General features: G+C 33.9%; 25 protein-coding genes. 19 read left to right on the top strand and 6 right to left on the bottom strand.

Annotation, left to right across the window (positions count from 1 at the left end; all coding sequences use genetic code 11):
• Positions 1-4 precede the first annotated feature (4 nt).
• The 5 genes from FNOD_RS00815 to FNOD_RS00795 are packed head-to-tail and all read right to left on the bottom strand — an operon-like array spanning position 5 to position 3,310.
• Positions 5-796 carry an NAD(+) kinase gene (locus tag FNOD_RS00815; RefSeq protein WP_011993345.1) on the bottom strand — a complete coding sequence of 264 codons (792 nt, stop codon included), beginning with the start codon at positions 794-796 and terminating at the stop codon, positions 5-7.
• Positions 797-1,093 carry a YggT family protein gene (locus tag FNOD_RS00810; protein ID WP_011993344.1) on the bottom strand — a complete coding sequence of 99 codons (297 nt, stop codon included), beginning with the start codon at positions 1,091-1,093 and terminating at the stop codon, positions 797-799. It abuts the gene before it with no gap.
• Between the two features lies 1 nt (position 1,094).
• On the bottom strand, positions 1,095-1,802 hold the full coding sequence (locus FNOD_RS00805; RefSeq protein ID WP_011993343.1) for a YggS family pyridoxal phosphate-dependent enzyme: 708 nt from the start codon (positions 1,800-1,802) through the stop codon (positions 1,095-1,097).
• Complete coding sequence (ruvB, locus tag FNOD_RS00800) at positions 1,780-2,790, bottom strand: Holliday junction branch migration DNA helicase RuvB (RefSeq protein ID WP_187146497.1); 1,011 nt, start codon at positions 2,788-2,790, stop codon at positions 1,780-1,782. The genes FNOD_RS00805 and ruvB overlap by 23 nt, the downstream gene beginning before the upstream one ends.
• A 16-nt stretch (positions 2,791-2,806) precedes the next feature.
• The gene (locus tag FNOD_RS00795; protein ID WP_011993341.1) at positions 2,807-3,310 is read right to left on the bottom strand and encodes a hypothetical protein; all 504 of its coding nucleotides are present in this window, start codon (positions 3,308-3,310) and stop codon (positions 2,807-2,809) included.
• A gap of 222 nt (positions 3,311-3,532) precedes the next feature.
• On the opposite strand from FNOD_RS00795, the gene FNOD_RS09335 reads away from it, so the two are divergent.
• The 8 genes from FNOD_RS09335 to FNOD_RS00755 all read left to right on the top strand — a co-directional run bounded on the left by FNOD_RS09335 (position 3,533) and on the right by FNOD_RS00755 (position 11,745).
• Positions 3,533-3,997, top strand: a complete 465-nt coding sequence (locus FNOD_RS09335; protein ID WP_011993340.1) for a MarR family winged helix-turn-helix transcriptional regulator — start codon at positions 3,533-3,535, stop codon at positions 3,995-3,997.
• Positions 3,991-5,745 (top strand): ABC transporter ATP-binding protein, encoded by a 1,755-nt coding sequence (locus FNOD_RS00785; RefSeq protein WP_011993339.1) that lies wholly within the window; start codon positions 3,991-3,993, stop codon positions 5,743-5,745. Before FNOD_RS09335 ends, FNOD_RS00785 begins: the two co-directional genes overlap by 7 nt.
• 11 nt (positions 5,746-5,756) lie before the next feature.
• A complete protein-coding gene (locus FNOD_RS00780) occupies positions 5,757-7,643 on the top strand; it encodes an ABC transporter ATP-binding protein (protein WP_011993338.1) in 1,887 nt (628 codons plus the stop codon).
• A 247-nt stretch (positions 7,644-7,890) separates the two neighbouring features.
• Entirely contained in the window at positions 7,891-8,499 is a 609-nt protein-coding gene (locus FNOD_RS00775; protein WP_011993337.1) for a uracil-DNA glycosylase, read from the top strand.
• Between the two features lie 23 nt (positions 8,500-8,522).
• Entirely contained in the window at positions 8,523-9,041 is a 519-nt protein-coding gene (locus FNOD_RS00770; protein WP_011993336.1) for a metal-dependent transcriptional regulator, read from the top strand.
• Entirely contained in the window at positions 9,034-9,969 is a 936-nt protein-coding gene (locus FNOD_RS00765; protein WP_011993335.1) for an SDR family oxidoreductase, read from the top strand. The genes FNOD_RS00770 and FNOD_RS00765 overlap by 8 nt, the downstream gene beginning before the upstream one ends.
• Complete coding sequence (locus FNOD_RS00760) at positions 9,935-11,158, top strand: replication-associated recombination protein A (protein ID WP_041256748.1); 1,224 nt, start codon at positions 9,935-9,937, stop codon at positions 11,156-11,158. The genes FNOD_RS00765 and FNOD_RS00760 overlap by 35 nt, the downstream gene beginning before the upstream one ends.
• A gap of 32 nt (positions 11,159-11,190) precedes the next feature.
• The gene (locus FNOD_RS00755) at positions 11,191-11,745 is read left to right on the top strand and encodes a macro domain-containing protein (protein WP_011993333.1); all 555 of its coding nucleotides are present in this window, start codon (positions 11,191-11,193) and stop codon (positions 11,743-11,745) included.
• Positions 11,746-11,757: 12 nt separating this feature from the next.
• Here the strand turns inward: FNOD_RS00755 and FNOD_RS00750 are convergent, their stop codons facing one another.
• Positions 11,758-13,659 (bottom strand): SUMF1/EgtB/PvdO family nonheme iron enzyme, encoded by a 1,902-nt coding sequence (locus tag FNOD_RS00750; protein ID WP_011993332.1) that lies wholly within the window; start codon positions 13,657-13,659, stop codon positions 11,758-11,760.
• 186 nt (positions 13,660-13,845) lie between these two features.
• On the opposite strand from FNOD_RS00750, the gene FNOD_RS00745 reads away from it, so the two are divergent.
• The 11 genes from FNOD_RS00745 (at position 13,846) to FNOD_RS00695 (ending at position 25,369) form a co-directional block, all read left to right on the top strand.
• Positions 13,846-14,313 (top strand): DUF4894 domain-containing protein, encoded by a 468-nt coding sequence (locus FNOD_RS00745; RefSeq protein ID WP_011993331.1) that lies wholly within the window; start codon positions 13,846-13,848, stop codon positions 14,311-14,313.
• Between the two features lie 24 nt (positions 14,314-14,337).
• A complete protein-coding gene (gene ftsA, locus FNOD_RS00740; RefSeq protein ID WP_011993330.1) occupies positions 14,338-15,612 on the top strand; it encodes a cell division protein FtsA in 1,275 nt (424 codons plus the stop codon).
• 35 nt (positions 15,613-15,647) lie between these two features.
• A complete protein-coding gene (ftsZ, locus tag FNOD_RS00735) occupies positions 15,648-16,706 on the top strand; it encodes a cell division protein FtsZ (protein ID WP_420794729.1) in 1,059 nt (352 codons plus the stop codon).
• Positions 16,707-16,708: 2 nt separating this feature from the next.
• Positions 16,709-18,418 carry a GspE/PulE family protein gene (locus FNOD_RS00730; RefSeq protein WP_011993328.1) on the top strand — a complete coding sequence of 570 codons (1,710 nt, stop codon included), beginning with the start codon at positions 16,709-16,711 and terminating at the stop codon, positions 18,416-18,418.
• Between the two features lie 3 nt (positions 18,419-18,421).
• Positions 18,422-19,597: a hypothetical protein gene (locus FNOD_RS00725; protein WP_011993327.1), complete on the top strand. Its 1,176-nt coding sequence runs from the start codon at positions 18,422-18,424 to the stop codon at positions 19,595-19,597.
• Positions 19,598-19,631: 34 nt separating this feature from the next.
• Entirely contained in the window at positions 19,632-20,837 is a 1,206-nt protein-coding gene (locus tag FNOD_RS00720; RefSeq protein WP_011993326.1) for an adenosylhomocysteinase, read from the top strand.
• A 7-nt stretch (positions 20,838-20,844) separates the two neighbouring features.
• Positions 20,845-22,236, top strand: a complete 1,392-nt coding sequence (locus FNOD_RS00715; protein WP_011993325.1) for an Rne/Rng family ribonuclease — start codon at positions 20,845-20,847, stop codon at positions 22,234-22,236.
• Positions 22,237-22,269: 33 nt separating this feature from the next.
• A complete protein-coding gene (locus FNOD_RS00710) occupies positions 22,270-23,946 on the top strand; it encodes a nucleoside kinase (protein ID WP_011993324.1) in 1,677 nt (558 codons plus the stop codon).
• 30 nt (positions 23,947-23,976) lie between these two features.
• Positions 23,977-24,501, top strand: coding sequence for a metal-dependent transcriptional regulator (locus FNOD_RS00705; RefSeq protein ID WP_011993323.1), 525 nt, complete (start codon positions 23,977-23,979; stop codon positions 24,499-24,501).
• A 14-nt stretch (positions 24,502-24,515) separates the two neighbouring features.
• Positions 24,516-24,767, top strand: a complete 252-nt coding sequence (locus tag FNOD_RS00700) for a DUF4911 domain-containing protein (RefSeq protein ID WP_041257019.1) — start codon at positions 24,516-24,518, stop codon at positions 24,765-24,767.
• 83 nt (positions 24,768-24,850) lie between these two features.
• Entirely contained in the window at positions 24,851-25,369 is a 519-nt protein-coding gene (locus FNOD_RS00695) for a GNAT family N-acetyltransferase (RefSeq protein WP_011993321.1), read from the top strand.
• Positions 25,370-25,401 lie beyond the last annotated feature (32 nt).

Below are 25,401 nucleotides of genomic sequence, written 5' to 3'. Positions count from 1 at the left end.
ATTTTCACAAACCATTTTTCAGTATTTTTCTTCCGTAACCTATCTTTTCTTTTATCGAAGTGGAAAAGTCGTATGATTTTGGCCTTAAAATAATCACAGTTCTATTACACTTTTTGATTCTAAACTCATTTGTCTGCTCAACTAAATCCCCGTCTACTATCAAATTTGCAACTTCACTTGATCTTACTGCAATCCTTTCGTTACTTGGAATTACAAGACTCCTATTTGCTAAAAATTGTGGTGCCATAGGTGTAATTTCAAACGCCTCAACATTTGGAAGCATAATAGGCCCACCAAGTGCGAGAGCATATGCTGAAGAACCCGTTGGGGTGCTTATAACCAATCCATCGGCGTGATAATAAAACGTACCGTCTGTAATTTTTACATCCAAATCAAGAATTTTTTGAGATACATCTTTTTGAATGACAGCATCATTTATTGCAAAATAAGTTCCTTTCTTTGTTTCAATTCGAAGAGTCCAGCGTTTGTCTTCAATAAAATTCCAATCTTTCAAATCTTGAATAAGTTTGTCAATTTCGTTAAGCAAGTATCCTGAGAAAAATCCTAATCTCCCTGCTTTTACACCTATAACGGGAGTATTTACTTTCTTTAAAGTCCTTAAAACCGTACCATCACCGCCAACAACGATGTTCACATCAACGGAAAACTTCTCCTCGTCAAAATCCAAAGAGGAATCCGTAAAGTGTTTTACTTCAAAATTTTTTACAATATTTTCAAGAACAAACTTCGCTGCTTCTACGTAATCTACGCGATAAAAAATACCTAACTTAATCATTTATTTCAATCTCCAACCTAAATCTATAAGTGATTGAGCCATGAATTGGTCTAGGAAAATCAAAATAAGAATTGCGATCAAAGGGGTTATGTCTATATAGCCTATCGGGGGTATATATTTTCTGATAGGTCTTTCCACAATTTCAGCTATATCCCTCAATATATGATAAAATTTGAAAGAATACATATTAGGTATCCAACTCAATATCGCGGTAATAATTATAACAGTCATTTCAAAATTCAAAAATATTCTCAAAACATAACCCATCGCATAGAAAAGATTACCAAGTATAAACACATTATTTCCCCCTTTCACCAAATATCGCAGTACCTATTCTAACTATCGTACTTCCTTCTTCAACTGCCACTTCAAAATCGTTACTCATACCCATAGATAGTTCTTTCAAATTCGGAAATCTCTTTGAGATACCATCTCTAATTTCACGCAACATCCTAAAATATTTCCTTGTAGATTCCGGTTCAACAAATGGAGCCATCGTCATAAGTCCAATAACTTGGACGTTTTTAAACTTTTCAGATTCCTTCAATAGATCTTCAATATTATTTGGACTAATACCACCTTTTGTTTCTTCACCTGAAACATTAACTTCTATCAAAATTTTTTGAATTTTTCCCATTTTCGAAGCTATTTTGTTGATTTCCTCAATTTCGTTTATCCTATAAACTGAATGAATGAGATAAGCAACAGGAACTATGTATTTCAATTTATTTGTTTGAATACGCCCTATGTAATGCCATTCAATGTCTGGAAAATTTAATTGCTCAGATTTATCACGAAGTTCTTGCGCGTAATTTTCACCAAAAATTCTTAACCCAACATCGTAAGCAGTTTTTATAATCTCAACAGGATGAGTCTTTGTAACAGCGACTATCTTTATTTCATCTGGCTTTCTGCCAACTTTCAGTGCATGTTCCGAAATTTTATTCATGACGTATTCGTAATTTTTCTTTATCATTGAATAACTATTCAATATTTCCGAATCCATCAAACAACCCTCCAGGTAGAGTGTTATAACCTAAGTATTTATAAGCCTTTTCAGTAGCAATCCTTCCGCGTGCTCCCCTTGCAATGAAACCACTTTGCACTAAAAAAGGTTCATAAACTTCTGAGATTGTGTCTTCAGTTATACCAAGAGAAGCTGCTAAAGATTTCAATCCGACAGGACCACCTTTGTAAATTTCTATAATTGTCTTCAATATTTTTCTATCCATTTCATCAAGCCCAAACTCGTCGACACCCAATAATCTCATAACTTCCTCAACTATATTGAGTGTTATATTTTCTGAGCCACGTACTGTACTCAAGTCACGAACTCTCTTGAGTAACCTTATAGCAATCCTTGGAGTCCCTCTCGACCTTTTTGCAATAGAAAGGGCTGCGTCATCATCAATTAAAGTACCCATAACTTCGGCTGCCCGAGTTATTATCATCTTAAGTTCTTCTTGAGTATAGAAATTCATTTCGAAAATCATACCAAATCTATTTCTTAAAGGGGAGGTTAAAAGCCCGCTTCTTGTTGTAGCACCTATCAATGTAAAAGGTTGTAATTCCACTCTTATTGACCTTGCCGCTGGTCCTTTACCTATCATTATATCAACTTGAAAATCTTCCATCGCAGAGTACAAGATTTCTTCGACATTCCTGTTCATCCTATGTATTTCATCTATAAATAACACATCACCTGCTTCAAGGTTTGTCAATATCGCAGCTAAATCTCCTTGCTTTTCTAATATCGGGCCACTTGTGACATGTATATTTGCATTTAATTCATTCGCTATTATAGTTGCAAGTGTCGTTTTACCAAGGCCTGGAGGTCCAGCAAGCAAAATATGGTCAAGCTGTTCGCCACGCATCTTAGAAGCTTGGATAGCAAGCTTCAACCTTTCCTTTATATTCTCTTGACCTATATATTCAGAAAGAAATTTAGGTCTTAAGGAATAACTATCGTAACCAGTCCTCTCCGGTGAGACTATCCTTTCACTACCGTATTCATTTATTTTTTCCAAGATTTAACACCTCTGCTTCCAACGGTACATTAATTCTTAAACCTTCTCGTCCCAAATTAATCCTTACCTTTGCAAAGCCTTGTATTTTAAAACTTTCAGTGTTCATATTTTTTAAATTTTTATTGAAAATTTCAACGGATGAGAAAACAATGCTTAAGCTATAAAGATCTTCATCTATCTTTGCTGGTTCACCATTCCACAAGCCTATAATATTCCATGCACTATCGTAAACTTTTAATTGTACAAGTTCAATTTCTTTCTCAATAGCAATTTTTTTATTTTGGCTTGGAGCATTGATTTTCAAATTAGCATTTATAATAAGATTTATTCCTTTTATTTGAGTTTCCGTGATTTCAAAATTAATCTTCAAATCACTAACAACAAAAAATGCCCTTTTCAGGTTAAAAAGGGATATAGATAAAAGAAACATTGCAATTAAACTTACCACGATAAGCCAAAACGTAGTATTCAAAAATAATTTTTTCATGACTTAAACCTCATTTACATATTACTTTGCAAAAATATTATACCACAAAGTTTAACATTTTCTATGCATGTATCATCAAAGATTGTTCTAACAAAAATTCGGTTTGTTTTTTTATTTTTTGTATTGACAAAATAGTTATACGTATTATAATTATGCATATAACTATTATACGTATAACTATTTACAAAACATCAGAAATAATGTGCAGAGAGGAGTGATAAGTTGTTTACAGATAATAAAAAAGGTATTGTTTATCATGTAAGTACTTTGCAAAAGAGAATTTTCAAAATTATCCATGAACAAGTCTCAAAAGAATTCGGTATACACCCCGGTCAAGTCCCGATGCTGTTTATAATCGAAAAAAAACCAGGCATAAGCCAAAAAGAGATAGCAGACGCACTAAACATCGAACCGGGAACCGTTGCGGTTATGCTCAAGCGTATGGAAAAAAGTGGTCTGATATTAAGAACAACAGACGAAAGAGATAGAAGGGTTTTAAGAGTTCACTTAACTCAAAAGGCAAAAGACGCGCTTTTTTATATAAAAGATGTCTTAGCTAATTTGGAAAGTAAAATACTTTCAACACTTCAAGAAAGTGAGCAAGAAATGTTCTTGAAAGTAATTGAAAAAATAAACAAAAAGTTAGATGAAGAATTCCCACTAAAGGAGCGTGAAGTCAAATGCTGAGCAAGTATCTCAAAAAGTATTGGTTTCTAATAACCTTAACAATTTTATTAGTAGCTATTCAAGCAATAATTTCTTTATATTTGCCTGATTTGATGTCTGATATAGTTGATAAAGGTATAACAAAAGGTGATACTGATTATATCTGGCGTGTTGGCGGCAAGATGTTACTTGTCTCGTTTATAAGTGTTATTGCAGCGGTACTTGCCAGTTATTCGTCTTCCATAGTTAGTATGGGACTTGGAAAGGATTTGAGAGAAGCAATCTTCAAGAAAGTAACATCTTTCTCCTTGGAGGATATGAATAAATTCAGTACATCATCTTTGATTACCAGGACAACAAACGACGTTACACAGATTCAACAAGCCACAATTATGATTTTGCGTATGGTTGTTATGGCACCTGTAATGGCGGTTGGCGGAATATTCATGGCTATCCAAAAAGACGCTAAGCTCACAAGTATTTTGCTTGTTTCAGTTCCCGTAATGCTTTTAGGACTTGGAATCATAGCTTGGATAGTTGCGCCATTGTTCAAGAGTATGCAAAAAAAGATAGATAAACTCAATTTAGTTGTTAGAGAACGCGTTACAGGCATAAGGGTTATAAGGGCATTCAATAAAGAAGATTACGAAAAAGGAAGGTTTAGCGAAGCTAACAACGATCTGACGCGAACAGCTTTAATCGTAAATAGGATCTCTTCCGTACTATTTCCATACATGATGATAGTTATGAACTTTACAACAATTGCCATCATATGGTTTGGTGCTAAACAAATCGACGCTGGTACATTACAAGTTGGTCAGATGATGGCTGTTATGCAATATGTTATGCAGATTATGTTCTCTTTTATAATGATTTCGGTTATTTTTATCTTTTTACCAAGGGCAAGTGTTTCAAATCAGAGAATTAAAGAAGTACTTACGACTGAAACAAAAATCAAGGAATCAGAGAATGCAATTAAAGTAAAATCATCTCCAACTTGGTTTGAAGATATAAACAATAACTTCAAAGGTATCGTAGAATTCGATAATGTTACATTTAAATACCCCGGTGCAGCGGAACCGGTTTTGAAAAACATTTCGTTTAAAGCCTTGCCCGGAAAAATTACCGCTATAATCGGTTCAACCGGTTCGGGAAAATCCACTTTATTAAATTTAATAACAAGGTTTTACGATGTTACTTCAGGTAGTGTTAAGATAGACGATATTGATATTAGAGAAATCCCATTTGAGATTATGAGAAAAAATATAGGTTACGCGACACAAAAAGCCTTTATATTTTCAGGGACGATAAGGGAGAATATAAGATTTGGTAGAGAATGGATAACTAATGACATGGTTGAAAATGCTGCCGATATATCGCAAGTTCTGGAGTTTGCCTCAAAGTATCCAGAAGGTCTAGATTACCAAATTGATCAAGCAGGTCTAAACCTATCAGGTGGTCAGAAACAGAGAATTTCGATAGCGCGTGCAATTGCAGGTAAACCTAGGATATACCTTTTCGATGACACGTTTAGCGCCCTTGATTTTAAAACAGACGCAAAGGTTCGAACAAGGCTCTTTAAAGAAACAAAAGATGCAACAGTTATCATTGTTGCTCAACGTGTTGCAACTATAATGCATGCAGACCAAATAATTGTTTTGAAAGATGGAGAAATTGCTGGAATCGGAACTCACGAAGAATTAATGAAAACAAGTGAAGTTTATCAAGACATAGTTTACTCGCAACTTTCCAAAGAAGAAATCCAGTGAGGTGATAGAATATGGAAAAAAGAGAACAAACACAAAAACAAAGACCACCAAGACCAATGGGACCTGGAGCTGGAGGACCAGCATTTGCAAGAGGTGGCGAAAAACCAAAAGATTTCAAAAAAGCCCTGAAAAAGCTTATGACTTACCTAAGACCTCACCAATATGCGATTATAGCTGTATTTGTAATAACAATAATTGCAACAGTTCTCACAATAAAAGCACCGAAAATTTTAGGAGAAGCAACAACAGAAATATTCCGAGTCATTATGTTAAGAAAAACACCATTCTCCGGATTCCTTAACACATCTATGGACTTCGATAAGATATTTAGAATTCTTTTGAACGTTGCTCTACTTTACGGAATATCTGCGTTGTTAAACTTTTCCCAAGGTTACATGATGGCAGGTATTACACAAAAAATAGTAAAGAAAATGAGGGAAGATATAAATGATAAATTGAAAAGACTCCCCCTAAGTTTTTACGACCACAGGTCACACGGTGATATCATCAGTAGGATCACCAATGATATTGATTTGATAAGTAACACGTTGCAGCAGAGTTTAACACAATTTATCTCTGGTATAGTAACAATTGTGGGTATAACATATATGATGCTAACTATAAATGTCAAACTCACACTTTTAACGTTAATAACATTGCCATTAAGTGCTATAGCAACGATAGTTATAGCAAAATATTCACAAAAGTACTTTGCAGCGCAACAAAAATTACTGGGAAAACTCACAGGACAAGTTGAAGAAGTTTATGGAGGACACATAGTTGTAAAAGCTTATGGAAGAGAAAAAGATGAGCTTGAGAAATTCACATATGTAAATACCGAATTATACAAGGAAAGTAAAAAAGCACAATTTTTAACAGGTATAATAATGCCAATGATGAATTTTATCGGTAACCTTGGCTATATAATCGTTGCAGTTGGCGGTGGTGTATTGGTAACTAAGAAAGCCATTACAATTGGTGATGTTCAGGCATTTATACAGTACTCAAGACAATTCAACCAACCGATAATCCAAATCTCAAACATAGTAAATATGATCCAATCAACCTTGGCAGCTTCGGAAAGAGTCTTTGAAATATTAGAAGAAAATGAAGAAGTTCCAGATAAAGAAACAGCTGTAGAACTGGATAAAGTTGACGGAAACGTGAAGTTTGAAAGTGTGAAATTTAGCTATTATCCTGAAAAACCGCTGATCGAGAATTTAAACATCGATATTAAGAGCGGTCAGATGGTCGCTATAGTTGGTCCGACAGGCGCAGGAAAGACAACACTTGTAAACTTGCTCATGAGATTTTACGAGATTCAAGGTGGAAGTATAAGAGTAGATGGAATAGATATACGCGATATTAAAAGATACAACCTCAGAAAACACTTTGGAATGGTTTTGCAAGACACTTGGTTATTCTCTGGTACAATAAAAGACAATATCGCTTATGGTAAAACAAATGCGACAGAAGAAGAAATAATAAAAGCAGCAAAGATGGCTCATGTGCATCATTTCATAATGGCATTACCAGACGGGTACAACACAACCATAGGCGAAGACTCAACAAATATCTCGCAAGGTGAAAAACAACTCATAACAATTGCAAGAGCGTTTTTAGCCGATCCAAGTATCCTAATACTTGACGAAGCCACAAGCAACGTTGACACACTTACGGAAGTATATATCCAAAAAGCAATGAACGATTTACTAAAAGGAAGAACAGCCTTTGTTGTCGCACATAGACTTTCAACTATCAGAAATGCAGATATAATTCTTGTCATGAACGAAGGTAAAATTATAGAAATGGGCAAACATGAGGAATTGCTTGAAAAAGGAGGATTTTACGCAGATATGTACAGAAGTCAGTTCCTTGGTGCGTTAGTCGATGCATAAATTAAATGAGAATACTCAATCTAAAAAAATTAACCAAATAAAACTCTTAGCCTGCTCTTTTATCGAGCAGGCTTTTTTTGATAATCTTTAAGAATATGTACTTTTTGAAAAAACTTGCATTTCATGATTGATTTATGTTATAATAATGTGGTAAAATGGTAATAGAAAACAATGTTAGCCTCATCATAAATATCATTAATCAGTTCTAAACATTATTAAATCCGTTTTTTGAAGGCTAGGTGATTCGATGAAAAAGGAAGAAATGATGGCGATAATTGAAGAAAGAATAAAAAATTGTCAAAGCTGCCATTTGCATTTACTTAGAAAAAATACAGTTCCTGGTGAAGGAAATATATATTCACCTATAATGTTTGTTGGTGAAGGGCCTGGCGAAGAAGAAGACAATCAAGGCAGACCATTTGTTGGTAAAGCCGGACAACTTCTTACAAAGATTATAGAATCAGTTAATATAAAACGTGAGGATGTGTATATTACCAACGTTGTTAAATGTAGACCACCAAATAATCGTGTCCCGACAAACCTAGAAATTCAATCATGTTCTCATTATTTGACAGCTCAAATAGAGATAATTAACCCACGTATGATAATACCGCTTGGTAGTACAGCTGCAACGTTTTTCTTAGGAAAAGAAGAACCAATAACAAAAATTCGTGGGAAAAAATTCACTTGGAAAGGTGATATCATAATTTTTCCCATGTTCCACCCAAGCTATCTTTTAAGAAACCCGTCTAAAGAAAAAGGAAGCCCAAAAGATTTAACTTGGCAAGATATAAAAGAAGTTAGAAGATATTACGATCAGTTTATGGAAGAAATTACTGGTAAAATTAATAGATAATTAATAAGTAAGGAGGAAATTACGTGAAAAACGATTTTAAGCATGAAACAAAGCTTACACCAACAGTTATGAGTTACATCTCAGCAATTTACTCTCTTATAGAAAAAGAAGGTGTGGCAAGGATTTCTGACATAGCAAAAGTGAAAGGCGTATCCTACGCAAGCGCAACTAACGCTGTTAAAAAGCTTGCAGAACTTGGTGTTGTCGAACATAAAAGGTATGGTTTTGTCAAATTAACTCTAAGAGGTTTAAAAATTGCTCAAATGCTAAAATCTGGTGAATCCAGAATAAAATATTTCTTCATATATGTTGTTGGAATACCAGAAAAAAAAGCAGAGCAAATAGCAAGCCTTATGGTATACGACTTAGACGCGGATACAAGAAGAAAATTGAGAAAGTTTTATTCAATTTTAATTGATTTTACAAAAGAAAAAGCAGAAGAGCTTGAGAAATTCATAAAAGAACAAAGAATGAATATGGAAATACCTGAGGAAGTATATAAGCTCAAAGAAAAAATAAAGGAGGATGAAGTTGATGAGTAAAGTTTTAGTAACAGGTGGAGCTGGTTTTATTGGTTCGCATCTAACTGACAAACTTGTTGAATTAGGTCACGATGTTGTTGTTATCGACAACCTTTCAACAGGAAAAAGAGAAAATGTTAATCCTAAAGCAAAGTTCGTAGAAATGGATATTTACGATGGTCAAAAAGTTAATGAGTTATTTGCGAACGAAAAATTTGAATACGTTTTTCATTTGGCGGCTCAAGCAAGTGTAGCTATTTCTGTCAAAGATCCAGTAAAAGATGCTAACTGGAACATAATAGGAAGTATAAATCTAATAAAAGCATCTATAGAAAATGGTGTAAATAAGTTTATTTTCTCTTCAACCGGTGGAGCAATTTACGGAGAAGATGTAAAGGTATTTCCTACGCCAGAAAGTGTATTTCCACAACCAATGTCACCGTATGGAATAGCAAAATTTTCAGTTGAAAATTATTTAAGATTCTTTAGCAAAGAATTTGGTCTTAAATATACAGTTCTCAGATACGGTAATGTCTACGGTCCTCGCCAAGATCCATACGGTAAGGCTGGTGTTGTTGCCATATTCACGTCAAGGATGCTTAAAAATGAAGACTGCACAATTTTCGGTGACGGCGAATACACAAGAGATTACGTTTACGTTGAAGATGTTGTAGATGCGAATATAAAAGCTATGGAAAAAGGTGATGGGCTCGTTATAAACATCGGTACAGCAACAGGGACAACGACAAATGAGCTATTCAAATTGTTAAAGAAATTGACCGGTTATAAAAAAGATCCAGTATATGGTCCACATAGGAAAGGGGATATTAGAAAAAGTTTGCTGTGCTACAATAGGGCTTGGATAGAATTAAAATGGGAACCTAAGCATTCTCTCGAAGAGGGGTTGAGGAAAACTGTCGAATGGTTTAAGCGAAATACTCAGGCCTGATTCTTTTGAAAATTTTATCGGTCAAGAGCACCTTCTCGGTGAAGGTGCTCTTTTGCGTATTTCCATTGAGACAAATAATCTTTTCTCCGCTATCCTTGCCGGTCCTCCAGGCACAGGCAAGACATCTGTTTTGAACCTTATTAAGAAGTACACAGATTACGAAATTGTCCAATTAAATGCTGCGTTTACCTCCGTAGAAGACATCAAAAAATGGGAAAAATACGCGTACAATATGAAAGGGATTAAGAATATCCTATTGTTTATAGACGAAATTCACCGATTTAACAAAAAGCAGCAAGATGTATTCTTACCAGGAGTGGAAACGGGTATATACACGCTCTATGGCACAACCACAGAAAGCCCACAACACGTACTTAACCCAGCTCTTCTTTCAAGGTGTAGAGTATTAAGATTTAAAAAACTTTCCGAAAAAGATCTTCGAATAATTTTGGAAAAAGCGATATCTTACGTTGGAATGGAAGTAACTGAGAATGTTAAAGATATGATAATAAGGTCATCAAACGGCGATGCAAGGTTTTTAATAAATACTTACGAAATACTATCAAACATTGCAAAAACAATTGGTAAAAATTTAATAGACGAAGAGATATTTAAAATGTACACTGCGGATGAGCTAACAAAATACACAGATACCGAACATTACAATCTGGCTTCGGCGTTTATAAAAAGTATAAGAGGTAGTGATCCAGATGCTGCGCTTTATTACATGGCAAGAATGATAAATGGTGGGGAAGACCCAAGGTTCATTGCAAGAAGGCTTGTTATCCTTGCAAGTGAAGATATTGGGCTCGCCGATCCATTTGCGTTAGTTTTGGCAACTGCTACTATGCAGGCGGTAGAAAGCGTAGGATTACCAGAATGCATTTTAAACCTTTCTGAATGTGTTATATACCTTTCGCTTGCTCCGAAAAGCAACTCAAGCTATGAAGCGATAAACAAAGCCCAACAAATTGCTCAAAAAACGATGAATTTGAATGTTCCAAAGCATCTATTAAATATCGAAGGTAGTGGATACAAATATCCACATTCGTATGGAGGATTCGTAAAACAAAGTTATTTACCAAAAGAAATAAAAGAGAGGTTTTATTATCCAAAAAATATAGCAAAAGAATCTAAAATTGCTGAAATATATCGAAAACTTTGGCCAGAAAGATTCAATGACATTTAATATCTGCACAAACATTGTTTGGAGGTGAAAATGTGATAAAAATTGGTAAAAAACCTGTGGAAATTGAATTTGTAGTTGGGGATATCACAACCCAAAACATTGATGCAATAGTTAACGCAGCTAACTCATATCTTAGTCACGGTGGAGGAGTTGCTGGTGTAATATCTCGGAAAGGTGGTCCAACGATCCAAAAAGAAAGTGATGAATACGTGAAAAAGTATGGTCCTGTTGAGCCTGGCGGAGTAGCTGTAACTGGGGCTGGAAACTTATCTGCAAAATATGTTTTACACACCGTTGGGCCTATCGGTGATAAACCGCAAAACGATGATATTATAGTTAAATGCTTTATAAATATAATAAAAAAGTCCGACGAACTTGGCATTAAAACGATTGCAATACCATTCGTCGGAACAGGAATATTCGGTTATCCACTAGAAAGATTTATAGAAAACGTTACAAAAGTCTTAATTAATTACTTAAAAGACTATGAAGGCACATTACAAAAAATCATTTTCTGTGATATAGACGGTTATAAAGTAAACAAATTTGAAGAATACTTTTTGGCGAAATTCAAAGATAAAGGTTAAGGAAATTCAACATTAGAACTTCCAAACACCGAGTTTTAATTTAATATTTACCATTTGCCCAGCTCTATTAACAGTTACAGTTATCTCGTCGTTTATCTTCTTATTTGCAACTATTTTCGTAACATCATCTGGATTTTTAATCGACTTTTGGTCAATAGAAGTTATCACATCGCCAACTTTCAAACCTGCAATTTGAGCGGGTGATCCTTCCTCAACATAAGCAACGTAAAGGCCATCAGCTTTAACTCCATATGTACTTTTCACTTTATCATTTACAACAAACCATGTAACTCCCATAAGTTTGTTATCCATTGGTTTGTTGATGACAGAAAATATCGAATCTGCCTCAACAACAACTCTAAATGTAAAATCACTCCTTGCCTCAGATGGACTAACTGGAACTCTATCGGTAATTCTATTTGCTATAGCTCCAACTCTTCCAACAACTAAAGTCCCTGAAGTATTTATCGGATTTTCGTTGGGTAAATTTTTATAAGCATCCTTACTATAATAATCCATACAATATTCTATTGGATACCCAAACATATTTACAACTCCATAGGGTGAAACATCTACATCTTCAAACGCTTTAACGCTGTATTCTTTTTTCCCGTCATTAAATTTCGTAGCCTTACCATTTCCCCATGGATAAATTCTTCCATCTGTTCCTCTTGCAGCTTTTTCCCACTGAGCTTCAGTCGGTAATTTGTAACCAGCCCAGTCACAATAAGCCTTTGCAGAGATCCAGTTTATGTTAGTTATAGGAAAGTCATAAGAGCTTTTGTTTGCTGTATAACCTACTGTAAATTTAGAACCAAGGAAATCTATCGTCACGGGAGTAATATTTTTCCCAGAAAGAACATTTGAACTCTTACCTGCTCTAAGAAAATCAAGATATTGCTTTACTGTAATTGGGTATTTTGATATATAAAACCCAGAAATATAAACATTTCTTGCCGGCAATTCATCTTCTTCAACTTTCCCCCAAGAAGTATCTGCACCCATTTTAAAAGTACCGCCTGGTATAAATACAAAAGTTACACCTGTTCTTGGATCAACAATTTCTTGTGGATAAACTTTTATAACTTTCACTTCTTTATTGTTAACTTTTAACGGAGTTTTAACTACCATAGAAGCTACTCCATCTTTGTCATAGATAACTTCTGATGAGGTTTGAAGTTTTTCATAGCCTGGTTTATAAGTTGTAAAAACAACTTCAGAAAGTTTAACTTTCAATTTACCCCATTCGCCTGAAACTTCTAAATCATTTTCATCAACTTTTGTAACCTTTCCATACAACCGTCTTCCATTCTTTAGAATTAACAATTCATATCCATTTGCATTGCTAATAGGTATGTACAAATTCTCAACAAAAACTTTTTCAATGTAGATTTCATTTCCCTGATTATCAGAAATGATAATATATTTATCATCTGAAGATAATTTTTGACCAGTGAAAACGTCTCCAGAAGAAAGAAATACAGTGTACATATTTGATAAACTTAAATCGATATTAAGTCCATCAAAAACTGGTAAACTTTGAAATTCAACTTTTTCAAATGATAGATAATCAATATCATTCGTTCTTACAAATTTCATCTTTCCAAAATTGGTTGTAACGATTATATAATTGCCTTTGATGTCAGTTACATAACCTTTAATTTTCTTCCCTGATAATGACGCAAAGCCTTCTTCAGGTTGAATAGAAGAATTAAAAATAACAAACTTTACTTGATCAATAATTGCAAATATTCGTCCCAATGATGTATCAAAAACAATATAATTCTCAAATAGTTCAACGAGTTTTCCATCAATGGAATCGCCTGACTTATAAACCAGTTGCTCAGAAAATGCAAATGAGTTCGATATTAACACTATAAAAACTAAAATTTTAAAAAAAACAGAAAATCTCATTTTTAATTCCTCCCAATATCGACATTGATTAATTTTATTATATCACATAAAAACCAAAAAATTGCTTTACCTATTTAAAGTTTTTGTGGTAAAATTATTATGTAATTTGACCAAAATTATTTAGGTTTTCAAATTATAACCTTTGTTTTAAAAAATATAGAAATTAATTTGCTCGGGTGACAATAAATGAAAAGATATAACATGATATTATTTATATATATTATATTCTTTATTTTTTGGCTTGCGTTATTTATTTCGCAAAAACATACACTCACTCCTAAGAGTGAAAATTTTTATTGGTTCTCAATATATTATAAAAAGAGAGTTTGGTTTGTTGATAAAAACGCAAAAATTTACAATGTTCTCCCTGAAGATGACCTCAATTCATCATTTTTTGTCACAGGACTTGATATAGACGAAGAAAATGGCACAGTAAGTGCCAGCTTAATTTCTTTAATACCAAAAGATATTCCAGATATCGTTTTTGAAATCAACTTAAAAGAAAAATATATTTCAACTGTAAATTCGTCCGTAATATATCTCACAAACATTGAAGATATAGAAAACTGTATAAATATTTTGAAAACTATAGGTCAATATCTCGATAGTGGAAAGCGTTTTATATTCAAAAGTGGGAAATTATATTCAATATAAAATTCAATATAAAGGGGTGACAGTATGCCAAAAAGTCACGAGATTGTTTCTATCGATATTGGAAATGAAAGTATAAAAGCTATAGTAGTAGACTATTCTGAAGGTTACGGAAACGTGGTTGCTTTTTCCAATGTAAAAACAAGGGGCATAGAGAACGGGGAAATTAAAGACGTTGTTTCACTTAATGAATCAATGTTGCAAATTATTGAAGATCTCGAGGAACAAATCGGAAAAGAGCTTAAAGGAGATTTTCTTATTTCATCAAGTTGTGGAGACTTTACTTTGTCAGAGGTTACTGAAGAATTGCTACTAAATGAAAAGGAAGAAGGATATATATCAGAAGAACACGTATCAAAGTTAACAGAAAACCTTTTCGCTGATATTTCCCCAGCAAATGAAAAAAATTCTTTGCATCTTTTTGTAAAAAGGTATGTATTAGATGATAAGAAAATTGTTGTTAATCCAATAGGAATGAAAGCAAGAAAGCTTTCAGCTGTTTATACTACGGTAATGGGTTCTGAACGATATAGAAATGTCGTAGAATACGCAACAAAAGACATAATCGGCGATGCTGAATATTATATTTCCCCAATTTCGAGCGCCGAAGCAGTGCTTTCAAATGTTGAAAAAGATAGAGGAATATTGCATGTAGACCTTGGTTACAATTCAACTATTGTAACAATGTACCATGCGAATACACCTTTAGAGATGGAAAGAATAGAAATTTCAATGAAAAACGTGATAAAAGACATAGCTATTGTACTTAAAACCTCGTTACAAGAGGCCGAAAGATTACTGAGAACATACGGTGTTGCAATGTATCTGGACGTTGAACCGCTAACCATCGAATACAAAGGTTTGGATGGGAGAAGTATACAAAGAACTGATAAAGAATATCTTTCAAGAATAATTTATGCAAGACTCAGGGAGATTTTTATGAAAGTCAAGAAGCTATATAAAGATTACACCTTGAAGTATCCTGAATTTTCAAACGTGGGTATCCCAGGTGGAATTGTCCTTACCGGTGGAGGTGCAGCATTACAAAGAATTGAAGCTCTTGCTAGCGATGTATTCAGATGTCCAGTAAGAATAGGTAGCTTGTTCGATACAGAAAAGTTCAAATGTGAAGTAGATGAATCAGTTATATCTTCTCCTGTTTATACAGCAGCTTTTGGAAATATAATTGTTTATGAAAGAGAACAGAATTTGTACGCCCCTATTACAGGTGAAAAATTCAAGCAATCGGGAAAAGGTATCTTTAAAAAGATTTCAGATGTCTTTGGTAAAATATTCGGTTAATACCTTACACTGAGGAGGGAAGAATGATGCCATTCATGATAGAAAAGGAAGGAAAATACCCAACAAATAGCGAAAGAATACCAGGTGTTCCTGTTCTTAAAGTGATAGGTGTAGGTGGAGCAGGTTGCAATGCTATAAACAGAATGGCTGAGATGGGATTGCGTGGAGTTACGCTAATCGCCGTAAATACAGATGCACAGGTTTTAGAAATTAACAAAGCTGATGTTGTTGTTCAAATAGGTGAAAAACTCACAAAAGGTTTAGGTGCTGGAGGAAATCCAAAGATAGGAGAAGAAGCTGCATTAGAAGATAGGAAAAAACTAGAGGAGATATTACACGGTACCGATATGCTTTTCATAACTGCCGGCTTTGGTGGTGGAACTGGTACAGGTGCTGCACCTGTAATTGCTGAAATTGCAAAAACAATGGGAATATTAACCGTGGCAATTGTAACTTTACCATTCTTTTTTGAAGGCACTCCAAGATGGAATGCTGCGCTTGAAGGAATCAAAAAAATAACTGGAAAAGTTGACACACTTATTAAAATAAGCAATAACAAATTGCTTGAACAACTGTCACCATCAACAACCATTGTAGATGCGTTTGCGACAGCTGACGAGATACTTAATCAAGGTGTGCGCGGAATTTCTGATCTTATAATGAAGAGAGGGTACATTAATCTTGACTTTGCCGATGTTGATTCAGTTATGAGAAATGCTGGAAACGCAATGTTGGGAATCGGATTAGGTAAAGGTGAAAAACGCGTTTATGATGCTGCTCGAAAAGCTCTAGATAGTAAATTCCTTGATTACCCAATTGAAAACGCACGTTCCATAATCTTAAACATATCGGCACCTCGTAACGCAACTTTACAAGAAATGCAAGAAGCAGCTATGATTGTCAAACAAACTTGTAGTGAAGACGCAGATATGAAATTTGGTATGGTTATAGATGACGAACTTGCAGATGATGAAATGCGTGTCACAGTAATTGCTACACGCTTTGACGTTGAAGATAAGTTTACAAAATCTGAAGAAGATATACCTGCAATTTACAAATTTGGACTTGAGTATAAAGGAAAAACAAGTGAATAGGGGTGGTAACATTGGAAAAGGAAGTTAAGCCAAAAAAACTTGGTGATGTTTTAATAGAAAAAGGTATTATAACCCCTTTTGAACTTGAAAAAGCCTTAGAAACACAAAGTCAACTAAAAAAACCACTTGGTGAAGTACTTGTACAGATGGGTTACTGTACATGGGATGATATAGTTAGAGCTTTAGCTGAACAATACGGAATAGAAGCTTGCATTGGTGAAGTCAAAATCGACAATGAATTTGTTAAAAAATTCCCGAAAGAATTGATTCAAGAATTAAAAATAGTTCCTATATCGGAAAGAGATGGCAAATTATTTGTTGGCATATCAAATGTTTATGACATACCAAATGTAAAACGAAGACTCAAATTTAGAATGAATAAAGACGTAGATTTTTGTTTATTTTCACCAAGTGTTTTCGAGTCCATGTACAACACAGTTATTCATGGTATGAGTTCAAGTGTTTTTGCTGAACAAATAGGCGATGCAATCGTTCAACAGCAGGAAGAAGAAAAAACCGAAGAAACCGAGAAAATTTCAGAAGAGGACACACCAGTTGTTAAACTTGTTTCAAATATTGTAAGTCATGCTATAGAACTTGATGCGAGTGATATACATATTGAGCCGCAAAGAAAAAACGTAGTAGTAAGGTACAGAGTTGATGGAGTTCTAAGAAGAATCACGGAATACCCAAGAAACATGCATTCCGCAGTTGTTTCAAGAATTAAAATACTTTCCGGATTGGATATTGTTGAACGAAGATTGCCACAAGACGGTAAGTTTTTTATAAAAAAAGACGAAGAACAATTTGACCTTCGTGTTTCTACAATGCCCTCAGTCCACGGGGAAAAAGTTGTTATGAGAATATTGAAAGTTTCATCATCCAAGAAAAAATTAGAGGATTTGGGTTATTCACCATATAACTATGAGAGAATTAAAAAACTCATTGAACATCCTTACGGAATAATATTAGTAACAGGTCCAACAGGTAGTGGTAAATCTACAACATTAGTCGCTGTTATAAACTCTCTTAATTCCGAAGATGTTAATATCGTAACTGCTGAAGATCCTGTTGAATATACAGTTGATGGTATCACACAATGTCAGGTAAATGCAGAAATAGGATTAACATTCGCGAAGTATCTTAGAGCTTTCCTAAGGCAAGACCCAGATATAATCATGGTAGGAGAAATAAGAGATAAGGAAACAGCCCAATTAGCGGTTGAAGCATCGTTGACAGGTCACCTTGTGCTTTCAACGCTGCACACAAACACTGCCGCAGGCGCAATTGATAGACTTGTAAATATGGGAATAGAACCTTCTCTTATCTCAGCATCATTGATAGGCGTCATGGGGCAAAGGCTCGTTAGAAAAGTCTGTCCTTATTGTAAAGTTGAAACTGAATTACCACCTGAATACGCTGAAAAAGCAAAAAAGATATTCCCAGATATGAAGCCAATACAATATGTAGGTCAAGGTTGTGATAAATGTAATAACACAGGCTATAAAGGTCGTACAGCGGTTGCTGAAGTTCTTATCGTTAACGATGAAATAAGAAGGTTAATACAAAAAGAAGCTTCAACATTTGAGTTGGACAAAGCTGCAAGAAAAAATGGAATGATTTCCATGTTCCAAGACGGACTCTACAAAGTACTTTCTGGTGAAACAACCATTGCAGAGATTCTGTCTGTTGTTGGTGAAGAGGAGGAGTGATTCTTGAACTTTGATCCAAAAAAATACCGCGAAGAGAAAGAAAAAGAGATAAAACAAACTTATGGAAGCTTGAGAAAAAGAAGCTTTAAGTTTCTTTTTTTAAATATAATGATTGTCATAGCAATCTTTGCATTTGTCTTTTTTGTGCAGAGAGTTTCACCTCAAACATATTCAAATATAGTTGAAAGTTTGCAGTTAACTGTTGAATTACCAAAAATTGAATATAAAGCTCCAGACAGAGTTAGCGCAAAGGTTTACATAACAAATACTAAGAGAACTGCGAAAGATTTCATTATAAGCGATTTTTATATAAAGCTATACTCTAATGAAAAAACATTGTATGAATTTTCTTATCCGTCCGCTGTACAAAGTAGTGTAGAAGGATTATCAAAAAAACTTGTATATGATTTGGAAAAAGAGATAGATATCAGCAATCTTTCCGCAGGTACTTATACTATCTATGTCCAATGTAAAATCAACGGAAGGCAAGCCGAGATATCAAGGAACTTTTCTTATATAGAAGAAACAGAGTACCAAATTTCGATAGAACCATTCTATCTTACCGGCGAAAAAATGAAACCATCATTGGTAATAATAAATAGAAAATCAAAACAAGAAAATTTGGAAATACAAAAAATTATTTGGAAATTCTCAGACTTTGAATATACTCAAACAGTCAATGATAGTATAAAAATATTTCCAGGCGAAGCTCATATAATTCAATCCAAATTCGAATTTAATATTGATAAAATAGGAAGTTTTTCTCAAAACATACTTAACACAAAAGTTTTCTTAGCAGACGGAAGCATAAAAGAAATAAGCATTTCTGTTCCCATAACAAAAGAAATTGAAATAAGCACAAAAAACATAGATTTCAGCTTAGAGTCTGAGGAAAGTGTTGTTGCTAGTAAAGCAGCTAAGATAAATATTTTCATGAGTAACAAACAAAACACAACAAGATATTTAAAGATGGACAAAATATCTTTCAGTATTCCAAAAATAGGTTATAACTTTGAAGTAGGGAACAGGCGATTTTTCTTCATGCCTTTTTCGAAGGTATTCGTAACAAAACTTGAAAGACTTGTATTTTCAGAACCAGGTGTTTACGAACTTATAGTTACAACAAAATCAGGTGATTCAACATACCAGAAAAAACTTACAATAGCAGTCGGGAGATAACTTTATAAACTTATTAAATCTAGGAGGGCGAGTTATGAAAAATACAGGGCACCAAAAGATAGATTGGGTTTCAAAGCATATGAAATTACTAAATAAAATACAAAACACATCGGAGTACAATCTTAGTGGTTTAAAGATTGGCATGTCAATACATCTTGAAGCAAAAACAGCATATCTTGCCATTACTTTGAAAAAACTCGGTGCAGAAGTTGTTGTCACTGGTTGTAACCCGTTGTCAACTCAAGATGATGTGGCTGAAGCGCTTAAAGATTTTGGTGTTTATGTTCATGCAAAAAGGACAGAAAGCGAAAAAGAATACTTTTCATTCCTTCACATGGTTTTAGATTACAAGCCTGATCTTATATTAGACGACGGCGCTGATTTAACTGTACTTGCTCACACTGAGAGAAAAGAAGTTTTAGAAAATCTGAAAGGTGTATCGGAAGAAACAACGACTGGAGTTAGAAGATTGAGAAACCTCCAAAGTAATGGAATTCTTCAAGTTCCCGTGATTGCTGTCAACAACGCAAAAATGAAATTTATGTTTGACAATAGGTATGGAACTGGGCAATCAACATTAGATTCGATAATGAGAAACACAAATCTGTTGATAGCCGGTAAAAACGTACTCGTAGCTGGATATGGTTGGTGTGGTAGAGGCATCGCTATGCGCGCCCATGGATTAGGCGCAAAGGTAATGGTCAGTGAAGTAGACCCCATCAAAGCGGTTGAAGCTTTGATGGACGGTTTTGAAGTTGGAGAAATTGAGAAACTTGCACCAAAAGCTGATTTCATAATAACAGCTACAGGTGTTAAGGATGTTTTAAACAAAGAAATAATAAACAAATTGAAAGATGGTGTAATATTAGCAAACGCAGGACATTTCAACGTTGAGATACCTATGGAAGAGATTGAAAAAATGGCTTCCGAAAAATATGAAATAAGACAAAATGTTACATGCTATAGAATAAATAACAAAGATATATTTGTCATAGGTAAAGGCAGACTTGTAAATTTGGCAGCAGCTGATGGACACCCAGTTGAAATAATGGATATATCTTTTGCCTTACAAACACTTTCATTAATTTATCTCTCAAAGAATTATAATAAACTAGAAAGAAAGGTCTACGATTATCCTGAGGAATTAGATAAAGAAGTTGCGCAAATGAGACTTGAGACTATGGGAATTAATATTGATAAGTTGACTTCAGAACAAGAAAAATATTTGAGGGAGTTTTAAGTGGAATATGATTTTACTGCTAAAAAAAGACGGTGAAAATGAAAAAGCACAAGCAGCTTTAATTGAAAATGGAATACTTGCTGAAATATTCATTTCAGATGATGATGAAGAAAGTATTGCAGGAAATATCTACATTGGAAAGATCGAAAAATTTATCCCTGCATTAGAGGCGGCATTTGTAAAACTCCCAGATGATGAAAATGCTTTTTTGAGAATAAAGGATATTAAAAACGAATATCTAAATTTTTTTGGTATTTCAAAACTCCAAGAATGTCAAAAAATACTAGTCCAAATAAAAAAAGAAGGCGGGAATACCAAAGGTCCACAAGTTACAACGAATATAGGAATCCCTGGGCGTTATATAGTTTACATGCCATTCTCTAAATCTATAGGAATATCTAGAAAGATTACAAACGAAAATGATAGAAAACATCTACGAGAAGTAGGCGAAAAGCTTAAAAGTAAATATAATTGTGGTTTTATACTTAGAACTTCTTGTGTTGAAAGCAAAGAAGAGTATATCGAAAAAGAAGCTGAAGAATTACATAAAAAATGGGAAGAAATAGTAAATACCTTCAAACGCTCAAGAAAAACAAAATTAATCCACAAAGAGTCAGATAGTGACGAATTTGTTGTAAGAGAATTTCTAAGAAAAGAAGTAGAGCAAGTAATTACAAATTCTCAAAAATTAAAGGTTATCTCTAAAGATTTCAAACCAAATATACCAGTTAAGCTTATAGAGAGTGATCCATTCGAAGAGTATAATGTGTACAAGCAAATCCAAAATTCCATGAAAAGAATTCACGAATTACCATCAGGAGGAGAAATCGTAATAGACAAAACAGAGGCTTTAACAATCATCGACGTAAACTCCGGACATTATACCAGTTCTGAAAGCCACGAAGAGCTTTCAAAAAAAATAAACATTGAAGCAGCAAAAGAAATTTGCAGATTAATAAGATTGAGGAACATAGGTGGTATAATAATAATTGATTTTATCGATATGAAAAACGAAGAAAACAGGTTAGAAATCTTAAACGCAATCAAGTCTGAGACACTTAAAGACAAAAATAAAATTGAAGTATACGGCTTTACACAACTCGGTTTACTTGAGATGGCTCGTAAAAGAACGAGTAAATCGCTTGATGAAAAAATGACAGCTCTATGTCCTGTATGTAATGGGACAGGACATGTTATGAGTCCAAAATTTGTTATAGAAAGATTATTAAAGGAAGTAAAAAATAAGCCAAAAAATGCAAAGGAAGTTATAATAAAATTTCACCCTTCTTTGAAAGAATTCATTAATAAAGATTTACTTCGTAAAACTTTTAAAGTTCCTATACATATACATTTCACGCATCTTGACCCAGAATCATATGAAATAACTTGGAAAATATAAAAAACGAAATTAAGAATTAGGGAGGAAGTAGAAATGGAAATGCTTAAAGTTTACGTTAATGGTAATGAATACGAGATACAGTACGGCTCAACGTTAGAGTCTATCGCAAAAGAATACGAGAAAAAATCAGGAAAAATAATTGTTGGCGCAAGGATGAACAATACAATAATAGAACTCTTCAGACCTATAACTAAATCCGGTGAGGTCACATTTATAACTTTGGATACACAAGATGGCATGAGAATTTATCAAAGAGGCTTATTTTTTATTTTACATGCGTCTGTAAGAAATATTTTTAAAGATTCCAAATTGAAAATTCTCCATACCATCGGTCATGGTGTTTACTGCGAAATTCGTGATAAAGACAATAAAGTCAGACAAATTAATGAAACAGACATCCAAAATTTAGAAGACCAAATGAAAAAATGGGTCGAAAGTGACTTCAAATTTAGGAAAAGCGAATTACAAAAGAGTTTAGCTATGGATTTGTTTGGTTCCGTTGGAATGGAAGATAAGGTAAAATTATTGAAATACAGAAAAAAGAAGACAGTAAAAGTTTACGAAGCAGATGGACACATAGATTATTTCTATGGTTATATGCCACCATCCACAGGTTATTTGAAGTGGTTTAAAATTGTTAAATACGATCAAGGTTTTGTAATTCTTCTTCCAAAAATTTTTGGGGAGACCGTTACGGTTCCAGACTTCAAACCATTCCCGAAATTATCCGCTGTTTTTCTTGAATATTCGAGATGGCTTGAAATCATGGAAATAGATAATGTAGGGGATTTAAACGAGATAATAGCTAAGGGCGAAAGAGCTGTTACCGACCTTATTATTCTTGCAGAAGCTTTACATGAAAAAAAGATAGCAATGATTTCAGAAGAGATAAAAAATAGAAAAAATGTCCGTTTAGTTTTAATTGCCGGTCCTTCATCAAGTGGGAAAACAACATTTTCGAAGCGACTCATGGTCCAATTAAAGGCAAGTGGTTTAAAACCAATCGCAATTTCTCTTGATGATTATTTTGTTGATCGTGAAAGAACACCCCGTGATGAAAATGGCAATTATGACTTTGAAGCATTAGAAGCCTTAGATGTAGAGCTTTTCAATAGAAATTTGCTCGATTTATTCGATGGAAAAGAAGTTGAAATTCCAAAGTTTAATTTTGTGCTTGGCAGGAGAGAAGCATCCGGAACAAAAATGAAAATTGATAAAGACCAAATTATAATTGTTGAAGGAATCCACGGTTTGAATCCGAAACTGACAGAACTTGTTCCAGAAGACCTCAAATTCAAGATATACGCAAGTGCACTTGCCCAATTGAACCTCGATAGCGTAAACAGGTTACACACAACGGATGTTAGACTCATAAGGCGAATGGTCAGGGATAGTAAATTTAGAGGACACGATGCACTTGCAACATTAAAAATGTGGGATAGTGTAAGGCGAGGAGAAGAAAAGAACATATTCCCATTCCAAGAAAATGCCGATGTAATGTTTAACAGCGCTCTTGTTTACGAAATCTCCGTACTCAAAATTTTTGCTGAACAGCTTCTAGCGGTGGTACCAGATAATGAACCTGAATCAACGGAAGCCAATAGACTACTTAAAATTTTAGACTACTTCCTTCCGATAACAAATATTGAAGATATACCAAGAACGTCTATTATAAGAGAATTTATTGGTAGAAGTGCGTTTCGTTATTAATGTTAAAATAAAACCCTTGGAGGGATTTCGATGGATAAAATAGGTTCAACGGAAAGAAAATATTTATTGGCAGTGTACTTGACACTTAATGAAATGGGATGGACAAGGTTGAAAAAAATATCCACTTTCCTAAATGTGAAAATGCCCTCAGCTAAACAATTTTTGGAAAAATTAACTGAGCAAGGATTAATATACTATGAACATCGAGGTGGAATATCACTTACACAGGAAGGTAAAAAGTTAGCAGTGTTAGAAAACGCAAGGTTTAATGCTGTTAAAATGTTCTTTTGTGAAATACTACAACTTAACGAAAAAGAATCAGATGAAGCTGCTTGGAATGTATATTTTAATTTGAGTGATAAAATAGTTAATAAGTTCTCAGATTTTGCAAGGTTCCTCGTTGAGGAAGAAGGAAAAGCAGTTGTGGAAAAGTTTAGAACATTCCTCTCTCAACCAAGAAAGAAAACAGCACCTTGCCCGATAAGTAGTACATACGAAATTCTTGAAAAAAGCGCAGAAAAGTCTGAAGCAGAAAAGTCTGAAAAGGAGGAATAAGTATAGTGAAAAAAATGGATGAAATAAATGATATTCTTGAATACGACATTTTAGTACGGATAAACAAAGAAGATGTACATATTTTAAACTATTTACTCGAAGCGGAAGACAACACAATGAACATAAGAAGTTTTGAAGGCGAGTTTTTAAAAGTTATAGCAACTAAAGATACTGTTATAGATGCTATAAAATTACTTGAAAGTGCTCGAGCCATTGTTAATCTTGAAATTGTAAAGTTAAATCCGAATAATGGAAGCGCAGATTAAAGTTCCAATTATAACTAACACCAATCTTACGCCCCAGCACAAAAAGTTGGGGTTTTTAAATATCTTTTATGGGGGAATTACATATGGTTTTAGAAAAGTTTGGAGAGTATTGCATTCGTACTGTTGATTCTTCTGATGTAGAAAAAGTTTACGAAATGAGGAAAAGGGTATGTACAGAAAGTGATACCGTTTTATCATCACCTGAAGAGATTACATTTGATAAAATGAAGTCATGGATTGAAAATTGGAAAGATAATCCTACAAAATTATTCGCAGTTGTTGAATATGAAGGAGAAATTGTTGGTCAGTTATGGTGTTGGTTTATTGATAACAAAATTAAACTATCACATATAGTTGAATTTGGCTTAGAAATAGTTAGTGAACATCAAAATAAAGGTTTGGGAACAAAGCTATGTGAAATTGCAGTCAAATGGGCTAAATCAAAAGGAGCTAAAAGACTTCAAGCTGAAACTTTAGAAAAAAATATCCCCATGAGAAAAATTTTAGAAAATTTTGAGTTCGAACTTGAGGGCAAAATGGTTGCTTATTTAAAAAACGGTGATAAATTCGAAGATGTTGTAATATACGGAAAAATCTTCTAAAAGTAAAAAAACAAATGAAATAAAATAAATTA

This window comes from Fervidobacterium nodosum Rt17-B1 (assembly GCF_000017545.1).
Lineage (GTDB): Bacteria > Thermotogota > Thermotogae > Thermotogales > Fervidobacteriaceae > Fervidobacterium > Fervidobacterium nodosum.
Note: the sequence above shows the minus strand (reverse complement) of the source record. Positions and strands in the feature narration are given on the sequence as shown.

Coding starts and splice junctions, on each gene's coding strand:
- FNOD_RS00815 (WP_011993345.1), bottom strand. CDS start 796: ATGATTAAGTTAGGTATTTTTTATCGCGTAGATTACGTAGAAGCAGCG.
- FNOD_RS00745 (WP_011993331.1), top strand. CDS start 13,846: ATGAAAAGATATAACATGATATTATTTATATATATTATATTCTTTATT.
- FNOD_RS00795 (WP_011993341.1), bottom strand. CDS start 3,310: ATGAAAAAATTATTTTTGAATACTACGTTTTGGCTTATCGTGGTAAGT.
- FNOD_RS00720 (WP_011993326.1), top strand. CDS start 19,632: ATGAAAAATACAGGGCACCAAAAGATAGATTGGGTTTCAAAGCATATG.
- FNOD_RS00775 (WP_011993337.1), top strand. CDS start 7,891: ATGAAAAAGGAAGAAATGATGGCGATAATTGAAGAAAGAATAAAAAAT.
- FNOD_RS00700 (WP_041257019.1), top strand. CDS start 24,516: ATGGATGAAATAAATGATATTCTTGAATACGACATTTTAGTACGGATA.
- FNOD_RS00785 (WP_011993339.1), top strand. CDS start 3,991: ATGCTGAGCAAGTATCTCAAAAAGTATTGGTTTCTAATAACCTTAACA.
- FNOD_RS00695 (WP_011993321.1), top strand. CDS start 24,851: ATGGTTTTAGAAAAGTTTGGAGAGTATTGCATTCGTACTGTTGATTCT.
- ftsA (WP_011993330.1), top strand. CDS start 14,338: ATGCCAAAAAGTCACGAGATTGTTTCTATCGATATTGGAAATGAAAGT.
- FNOD_RS00710 (WP_011993324.1), top strand. CDS start 22,270: ATGGAAATGCTTAAAGTTTACGTTAATGGTAATGAATACGAGATACAG.
- FNOD_RS00780 (WP_011993338.1), top strand. CDS start 5,757: ATGGAAAAAAGAGAACAAACACAAAAACAAAGACCACCAAGACCAATG.
- FNOD_RS00705 (WP_011993323.1), top strand. CDS start 23,977: ATGGATAAAATAGGTTCAACGGAAAGAAAATATTTATTGGCAGTGTAC.
- FNOD_RS00715 (WP_011993325.1), top strand. CDS start 20,845: ATGATTTTACTGCTAAAAAAAGACGGTGAAAATGAAAAAGCACAAGCA.
- ftsZ (WP_420794729.1), top strand. CDS start 15,648: ATGATAGAAAAGGAAGGAAAATACCCAACAAATAGCGAAAGAATACCA.
- FNOD_RS00765 (WP_011993335.1), top strand. CDS start 9,034: ATGAGTAAAGTTTTAGTAACAGGTGGAGCTGGTTTTATTGGTTCGCAT.
- FNOD_RS00805 (WP_011993343.1), bottom strand. CDS start 1,802: ATGGATTCGGAAATATTGAATAGTTATTCAATGATAAAGAAAAATTAC.
- FNOD_RS00750 (WP_011993332.1), bottom strand. CDS start 13,659: ATGAGATTTTCTGTTTTTTTTAAAATTTTAGTTTTTATAGTGTTAATA.